Below are 6,362 nucleotides of genomic sequence, written 5' to 3'. Positions count from 1 at the left end.
CCCGCGCCCCGACACCCTCCGGAGTTCGGTCAGGCGGTACAGGATGCGGAGGGTGTCGGGGCGCGGGGTCTTGAGCATGTCCCGCTGGGCGTGCGGGGTGAAGTGCGTGAGGTACCCCAGGGGAGTCAGCCCTGCTGGTCACGGAGCATGGCGGCCATCTCTTCCAGCGAGGCCGACCCGTCGGTGCCTTCGGACTCGGCCTCGTCGGCCAGCCGGTTGAGCCATGCCTCCTCGACGTCCTCCGAGAGTTGGCGCAGCCGCTGGTACTCCTGAAGGCCGATCACTGTCCTCCGACAACGAACCTGGACCGTTTGCCACCGAAGGTGGATCAAAGGCTCAGCTCAGTGGGGTGTGTGCCCGGTGCGGTCTCCGCTCCGGCAGCCGGCGCCGCCGATGTAGTACGCGTTGAGATAGTTCGGACCTGCGCCCGGTAGCTGCGTGGGGCCGGGGCTGACGCAGAGGTGGTAGTCATTCGTGCTGCCGCCCCCTCTGACGTCGACGTGTACCCGCACCGTCGTCTCGCCGCAGTGGTTGTATCCGGCGAACTGGGACTCGCGGACGTTGTACCGGAAGAAGCCGCACGGGGCGAGGGGGCTCGCACCCGCCTGACGCACTTCCGGACCGCGCTCGGGCTCGGCATGAGCCGGACCCGGGAACACCATCATGGCCAGCGCGGCACTTGACGCTGCCGCCAGGACGGCTCGAAGAGGGCGGGGGGAGAGCTTCACGAACACTCCTTGGGGGTGAGCCATGGCGATGATGACCAGCTGATCGGTTCTGCCTGACACCACGACACCTCTTACGCGTCGCACTGGTACCGAAATCGTAACTGCGTGCGCTTGCTTTATGACTTTATGTCACCGGATTGAGTGATGGGTGAGAGGGAAACGGGAATGAGGAAGCGGATCTCAGGAGGTCGACAACGCGGCGTCCCCGTACGCAAGAGCCGATACCCCGGTCCTGGCCCGGACGGTGCGACTCACCTCGGCTGTGCGGAGTGGGCCGTGCAGTCCCGGCACAGGGCTTCGCCGGCGATCGGCCGGAAGAGGGTGGGCTGGATGTGGTCGCCCGCGCACTCGCGTGCGCCCACCAGGCGGGCGGACAGGCGGGGTTCGAGGAGCTGCTCGGGTGAGGCTCCTCCGGGTGGTGGGGTCGCTTCCGGTACGGAACCCGTCCCCGTCGGTACGGGCGGTACGTCGCGCAGGAGGTGGCGCAGCAGGCCGCCGGGGCGGTGGACGGTCCTGTCGTCGTCGGGGAGGCCACGCAGGATGTGCAGGCGGAGGGCTCTCGTGGGGGGTTCACCCGTTCGTCGCAACTTGTTCCGGTTCCGGTGTGGTTGACGCCTGCGCGTCCTAGCGTGCGATCACGGGTGACCGAGCGTTGGTTGTGCTGAGGGGGCGATGGGATGGAGTCGGGTGCGGATTCGGGTGTGAGCGGCGAGAGTGCCGACTCGAACGGGGAGTTCCTGCGCTGCTTCGGGCGTCAGATGAAGCTGTTGCGTGAGGCGGCGGGCCTGACCCAGGCGCAGTTGGGGGACCAGGTCGGTTATGGCGAGGCGCAGATCGCGGCGGTGGAGCAGGGACGGCGGATTCCGAAGCCGGAGCTGATCGACGGCGTGGACCGGGCGGTGAGCGCGCGGGGCGTGCTGCTGGCGATGAAAGAGGAAGTGGCGAAGGCTCGGTATCCGGGGTTCTTCCGGCGGTACGTGCAGCTGGAGGCTGAGGCTATTGAGCTGCATGCTTACGTCAACCACGCGATCAAGGGCCTTCTGCAGACGGAGGAATGCGCGCGGGCGGTGTTTCAGATGTGGCGTCCCCTCCTGGACGAGGAGGCGATTGAGCAGGGTGTGACAGCGCGGATGGAACGGCAGAAGCTGTTCACCCGACGTCCCGCTCCGCTCTTGAGCTTCGTCTTTGAAGAGCACGTACTCAGGCGGCCCTTGGGCGGCCGCGAGGTTTGGCGCGGCCAACTGGAACAGCTTCTGCTCATCGGACATCAGCGCAACGTCGAGATGCAGGTCATGCCGATGGAGCGCGATGAACATGCCGGTCTGGCCGGGCCGTTCACGTTGATCCACTCCAAGAACCAGCGCAGGATGGCGTACATGGAAGTGCAGGACGTGAGCGCTCTGTACGCGGAACCGAAGAAGGTCAGCCAGCTCGAAGCGACGTACGGTGTTCTTCGGGCACAAGCATTGACTCCCAAGGAGTCGCTGACCTTCATCGAGAAGCTGTTGGGAGAGCTATGAAGACAGGTAGCCCCGCGCCTGCTGCGGCCGAACTGCGGTGGTTCAAGAGTAGCTACAGCGCGGGTAATGGCGGCGACTGTGTCGAGGTCGCGGACGCCGGTACGGCCGTGCTGGTCCGCGACTCCAAACGGCCGGAGGCGGAGATCCTGACCGTTTCTGCCATGCAGTGGACGGCATTCGTACGGATGACAACGCGCACTTGATGTGACCGAAGGGCGGTCGGAAGCCGGGACTTGGCTTCCGACCGCCCCTTCTTCATGGGCTCGGCTCAGTCACTCACTCTTCTTCTGCCGTCCGCGCGTCTTCTTCTCGGGGTGCCGGGCGCCGAGGTCGTTCTCGGATGTGTCCGTCCGGACTTGCCCGTCCGGACCGGCCGTTCCAGCGCCCGGTCCGGACACGCCCGACGGCTCCCGCCCGGTGCACGAGGGGGGCCGTCCAGAGGCGCTATCAGGGGGTCAGGCGTGACGGTGTGAATGCCGGTTGCCGGTGATGAGGCGGTACAGAGCGAGCAGGATGAGGGAGCCGACGATCGCGGCGATCCAGGTGGAGAGTTCGAAGAACCCGTCGATGGAGTCGACGCCGAAGATCACCTTGCCGAGCCAGCCGCCGAGCAGACCGCCGGCGATGCCGATCAGCATGGTGATGATGATGCCACCGGGGTCCTTGCCCGGCATGATGACCTTGGCGATGATGCCGGCGAGCAGGCCGATGACGATCCACGCGATGATGCCCATTGTTGTCTCCGTCCTGTCGTAAAGACCGTGTCAGTTCCTCGTCTGTACCGTCCGCGCCCGAACAAACCCGTTCTTCGGATCGCATCCCCGACCGCCCCGAGCCAAGTGAAGCGGCGCAGCGCCGAAACCGGCCCGCACCGCGCTGCGGGCCGACGGTGAACATCCCTCGCGCAAGGAGCAGCATGACCAAGCGGACCGTCGGCACCGCCCTGACAGCGGGAGGAGCACTGCTGTCCCTGACCGGGGCCGCACTGTACGTCCTGCCCGGCCCCGGCCTCCCCGTCCTCGCCCCCGGTCTGGCTGTGCTCACCGCCGGCCTCTTCACGCTCGCCCTGACCCGCCGTGACCGACCACGCCCACGACCCCGACAGGATCCCCGGTACCGATGACTTGGCAATGGATCGGCCTCGCCGTCTTCTCCCTCACCTTGCTGCCGGCGGGCGTCGCCCTGCTCACCGGCCACGTGCCCCAGCGGCTGCACTCCCGCCTTGCCCCGATGCGCCCCCGCGGCCTTTTCCTCCTCGCCGTTTACACCGTCGTGCCGCTCAACGCCGTTCCCCGCCTGGCCGGTGCCTCGCCTTCGATCATCCTGGCCGCCACCGGCCTGGGAGCGTTGGTGATGCTCGCGGGATGCATCACGGCGATCCTTACTGCTCAGCGGGCCAGGGAGACGACCCGATGACCGGCCGCGCACGCTGGTGGCGGCATGCCGGGTCGCTCACGGCCTGGTGGCTGCTGCTCACCCTGGCGCTGTGGCTTCTCGGGCAGGCTGTCGACCAGACTGCCTCTCTTGCGGCATGCGCCTCTTCCTCGGCGTTCCTGCTCGGCGTCGGGGAGACCGGTGACTGGGTGCGTCGACGTTGGACGGCACACCGTGGAAAGACAGGGGCGGACCGAGGGCCCCGCCGGCGACTGCCCCGGAACGCACCTCGGAGGGGAACGGGCCCGACTACCGCCGCGAAAAGCCCAGTTCGCGGACGTAGATGTCCCAGTAGGGCGGTGTGAGTAGGGCGGTGTGACACCGGCCGGAGGACCCTTCCTGCCGGCCTTCCTCCCCCTCAATGCCGATAGACGCTCTGCGTGGCGAGGGCGGTGGGCTGCACCGAGAGGATTGCGCGCTGCTCCTCGCGGCCGCGCAGGAGTTCCTCCATCAGGCGCCTCCCCGTGCCCCGACCGCGCCGTTCGGGGAGGACCGCGTGAAGCCCGGCGACGGCCCGGTGTGCCGCCGCGCATGTCCGCCGCGGTGGCGGGTACGACCCCTCCCGTACGGGGCAGTCGCGGAAGCGGCCGAAGAGCGAGGGGTGTCGGAAGTGATTCGAAAGCTGCAGGCGGTCGCGTTGGACTGCGCTGATCCGGTACGGCTTGCGGAGTTCTACGCGGAGCTGCTCGGTGGCCGGGTGGTCGCGGACCCGGAGGATCTCGACTGGGTCGAGGTGCACGGGTTCGAGGGAATCCCGCTGGCCTGCCAGCGGGTGGACGGCTACCGACCGCCCGAATGGCCCGGCCAGGAGCGCCCGCAGCAGCTCCACCTGGACTTCGACGTGGACGATCTCGACGGAGAGGAGAAGCGGGCGCTCGCCCTCGGTGCGACCGTGCTGGAGCGGACGGACCAGCTCCGCCCGGAGGCCAACTGGCGGATCTACGCGGACCCGGCCGGCCATCCGTTCTGCTTCTGCCTCCACTGAGTCCCATCGGGCCCACTGTCCTGGCCTGATGGCTGTCGCCGCCTGCAGGCGCCACGAGCGCAAAGCCGAGTGCTTCCTGGCCTTCGTCGGCATCGCCGCCGCCCTCATCTGCTACCGCCGCTACCCCAAGTGAGCTGGCCTTCTATTCGTTTGCCTCAGGCCGGCCCGGTCGTATAGGAAGCCTGCATGTTAAGGGGCAGCAAGGTCGGGTTGAGGGCCCGGCACGAGGACGACATCCCGATCCTGCGGACTGAGCTCTACGACGACGTGGCCAACGCCTCGCGGGCCGATGGCCGACCGTGGCGGCCGATCACGCCCGGTGCGGAGGACCCGCGGCTCGTGGTGGACGACGAGGAGCAAGGGCGCGTCCCGTTCTCCGTGGTGGAGCTGGGCGGCGGCACGCTGATCGGCACCGCGACGCTCTGGGGCATCGACAACCACAGCCGGTCCGCGCACATCGGCCTTGGACTGCTGCCGTCCTCCCGCGGCAAGGGCTACGGCACCGACGTGGTCGCGACCCTGTGCCACTACGGTTTCGTCGTGCGCGGCCTGCAGCGGCTGCAGATCGAGACGCTGTCGGACAACGCCGCGATGCTGCGCTCCGCCGAGCGCAACGGCTTCGTCCGAGAGGGCGTGCTGCGCTCCTCGGCCTGGGTGATGGGCGAGTTCCTGGACGAGGTGCTGCTCGGGCTCCTCGTCCAGGAATGGAAGCCGGACTCGAAGGGCTAGGCCGCCGTCCGACGGTCAAGGGCGGGTGTGGCACGCGGGTCCTCCACCGGCAGCAGCCACAGGCCGGGCGGGACGTCGGCGGGCCACCCGGCCGCCTGCCGGAGAGCGGCCGGCAGCTCGCGGCCGCCCGCCTCCCAGGAGCGGGCGATCGGACCGGCCTCGTGGGAGAGCAGGACCGCCATGACGCCCAGGCTGTGACGGCCCGGGCGGGCATGGCGGTCCGATCGGTCGTGGTGGTCCGCTACTGCGGTCCGTACTTACGGCCGGTCCGCGAGGAGAAGCCGCCCAGGACATTGCGCGGCACCAGCTTCGCCGCTCCCATCAGGGTCTTGTAGCGCGCGTCCGGGATCGACACCGTCTTGCCGCGGGCCAGGTCCGTGAGAGCCTCCTCGGCCACCTTGTCCGCATCCAGCCACATCCAGTTCGGGATGTTGTCCGTCCTCATCCCCGCCCGCTCGTGGAACTCGGTGCGTACGAAGCCGGGGCACAGCGCCATCAGCCGTACGCCGTTGCCCGCCAGGTCCTGTGCCGCGCCCTGGGTGAACTGCACGACCCACGCCTTGGACGCCCCGTAGGTGCCGCGCGGTACGAACGCCGCGGTCGAGGCGACGTTCACGACGCCTCCGCGCCCGCGCTCCCGCATCGCCTCCGCCGCGGCCGTCGTCAGCCGGAGCACCGCCTCGCAGTGCACCTTGAGCATCCTCAGCTCGTCCGCCATGGAGACGTCGAGGTACCGGCCCTTGTTGCCGAAGCCCGCGTTGTTGATCAGCAGGTCGACGGGGTTCTTGCGATCGCCCAGACGCTCGGCCACCGTCTCGATGCCCTTGTCCTCGGACAGATCGGCCGTCAGTACCTCTGCCTCGATGCCGTGACGGTCGTGGAGCTCGGTCGCCTGCTCCCGAAGTCTGCCGATGTCGCGGGCCACCAGCACCAGGTCATGCCCGTCGGCCGCCAGCCGCCGCGCGA

At 68.7% G+C, this 6,362-nt stretch carries 11 protein-coding genes and 1 pseudogene; 6 read left to right on the top strand and 6 right to left on the bottom strand.

The annotated features are described in order from the left end of the window. Positions 1–125 precede the first annotated feature (125 nt). From AOK11_RS28525 to AOK11_RS28515, 3 genes and pseudogenes are all read right to left on the bottom strand, one after another. A pseudogene (locus tag AOK11_RS28525) lies at positions 126–269 on the bottom strand (prevent-host-death family protein); the annotation flags it as partial. Positions 270–341: 72 nt separating this feature from the next. Next, on the bottom strand, positions 342–788 hold the full coding sequence (locus tag AOK11_RS28520) for a DUF6355 family natural product biosynthesis protein (RefSeq protein ID WP_157869464.1): 447 nt from the start codon (positions 786–788) through the stop codon (positions 342–344). A 191-nt stretch (positions 789–979) separates the two neighbouring features. Continuing rightward, positions 980–1,315 carry a hypothetical protein gene (locus AOK11_RS28515; RefSeq protein WP_055596599.1) on the bottom strand — a complete coding sequence of 112 codons (336 nt, stop codon included), beginning with the start codon at positions 1,313–1,315 and terminating at the stop codon, positions 980–982. Between the two features lie 90 nt (positions 1,316–1,405). Here AOK11_RS28515 and AOK11_RS28510 point away from each other — a divergent pair, with 90 nt between their 5' ends. Together AOK11_RS28510 and AOK11_RS40720 are read left to right on the top strand one after the other, a co-directional pair. Next, positions 1,406–2,248: a helix-turn-helix domain-containing protein gene (locus AOK11_RS28510; RefSeq protein WP_079035142.1), complete on the top strand. Its 843-nt coding sequence runs from the start codon at positions 1,406–1,408 to the stop codon at positions 2,246–2,248. Beyond that, the gene (locus AOK11_RS40720) at positions 2,245–2,451 is read left to right on the top strand and encodes a DUF397 domain-containing protein (protein WP_079035141.1); all 207 of its coding nucleotides are present in this window, start codon (positions 2,245–2,247) and stop codon (positions 2,449–2,451) included. The genes AOK11_RS28510 and AOK11_RS40720 overlap by 4 nt, the downstream gene beginning before the upstream one ends. 252 nt (positions 2,452–2,703) lie before the next feature. Here AOK11_RS40720 and AOK11_RS28505 read toward each other — a convergent pair whose 3' ends face one another. Then, positions 2,704–2,982, bottom strand: coding sequence for a GlsB/YeaQ/YmgE family stress response membrane protein (locus AOK11_RS28505; protein WP_055596598.1), 279 nt, complete (start codon positions 2,980–2,982; stop codon positions 2,704–2,706). Positions 2,983–3,164: 182 nt separating this feature from the next. On the opposite strand from AOK11_RS28505, the gene AOK11_RS28500 reads away from it, so the two are divergent. The 4 genes from AOK11_RS28500 to AOK11_RS28485 all read left to right on the top strand — a co-directional run bounded on the left by AOK11_RS28500 (position 3,165) and on the right by AOK11_RS28485 (position 5,396). Next, positions 3,165–3,371, top strand: a complete 207-nt coding sequence (locus AOK11_RS28500; protein WP_055596597.1) for a hypothetical protein — start codon at positions 3,165–3,167, stop codon at positions 3,369–3,371. Next, entirely contained in the window at positions 3,368–3,664 is a 297-nt protein-coding gene (locus tag AOK11_RS28495; protein ID WP_055596596.1) for a hypothetical protein, read from the top strand. Before AOK11_RS28500 ends, AOK11_RS28495 begins: the two co-directional genes overlap by 4 nt. A gap of 628 nt (positions 3,665–4,292) precedes the next feature. Beyond that, positions 4,293–4,667 (top strand): VOC family protein, encoded by a 375-nt coding sequence (locus AOK11_RS28490; protein WP_055596602.1) that lies wholly within the window; start codon positions 4,293–4,295, stop codon positions 4,665–4,667. A 186-nt stretch (positions 4,668–4,853) separates the two neighbouring features. After that, on the top strand, positions 4,854–5,396 hold the full coding sequence (locus AOK11_RS28485) for a GNAT family N-acetyltransferase (protein ID WP_055596595.1): 543 nt from the start codon (positions 4,854–4,856) through the stop codon (positions 5,394–5,396). On the opposite strand, the gene AOK11_RS28480 is transcribed toward AOK11_RS28485, so the two are convergent. Continuing rightward, entirely contained in the window at positions 5,393–5,578 is a 186-nt protein-coding gene (locus tag AOK11_RS28480) for a hypothetical protein (RefSeq protein WP_055596594.1), read from the bottom strand. The genes AOK11_RS28485 and AOK11_RS28480 overlap by 4 nt on opposite strands. Before the next feature lie 59 nt (positions 5,579–5,637). Next, positions 5,638–6,362, bottom strand: a 725-nt coding sequence (locus tag AOK11_RS28475) for an SDR family NAD(P)-dependent oxidoreductase (RefSeq protein WP_055596593.1), incomplete at its 5' end; no start/stop codon positions are given.

The organism is Streptomyces hirsutus (assembly GCF_001418415.1).
Lineage (GTDB): Bacteria > Actinomycetota > Actinomycetes > Streptomycetales > Streptomycetaceae > Streptomyces > Streptomyces hirsutus.
This window is presented reverse-complemented; position numbering and strand designations above follow the sequence as displayed.

Excerpts from the sequence above, each read along its gene's own strand:
- AOK11_RS28510 (WP_079035142.1), top strand. The coding sequence starts at position 1,406 with ATGGAGTCGGGTGCGGATTCGGGTGTGAGCGGCGAGAGTGCCGACTCG.
- AOK11_RS40720 (WP_079035141.1), top strand. The coding sequence starts at position 2,245 with ATGAAGACAGGTAGCCCCGCGCCTGCTGCGGCCGAACTGCGGTGGTTC.
- AOK11_RS28505 (WP_055596598.1), bottom strand. The coding sequence starts at position 2,982 with ATGGGCATCATCGCGTGGATCGTCATCGGCCTGCTCGCCGGCATCATC.
- AOK11_RS28500 (WP_055596597.1), top strand. The coding sequence starts at position 3,165 with ATGACCAAGCGGACCGTCGGCACCGCCCTGACAGCGGGAGGAGCACTG.
- AOK11_RS28495 (WP_055596596.1), top strand. The coding sequence starts at position 3,368 with ATGACTTGGCAATGGATCGGCCTCGCCGTCTTCTCCCTCACCTTGCTG.
- AOK11_RS28485 (WP_055596595.1), top strand. The coding sequence starts at position 4,854 with ATGTTAAGGGGCAGCAAGGTCGGGTTGAGGGCCCGGCACGAGGACGAC.
- AOK11_RS28480 (WP_055596594.1), bottom strand. The coding sequence starts at position 5,578 with ATGGCGGTCCTGCTCTCCCACGAGGCCGGTCCGATCGCCCGCTCCTGG.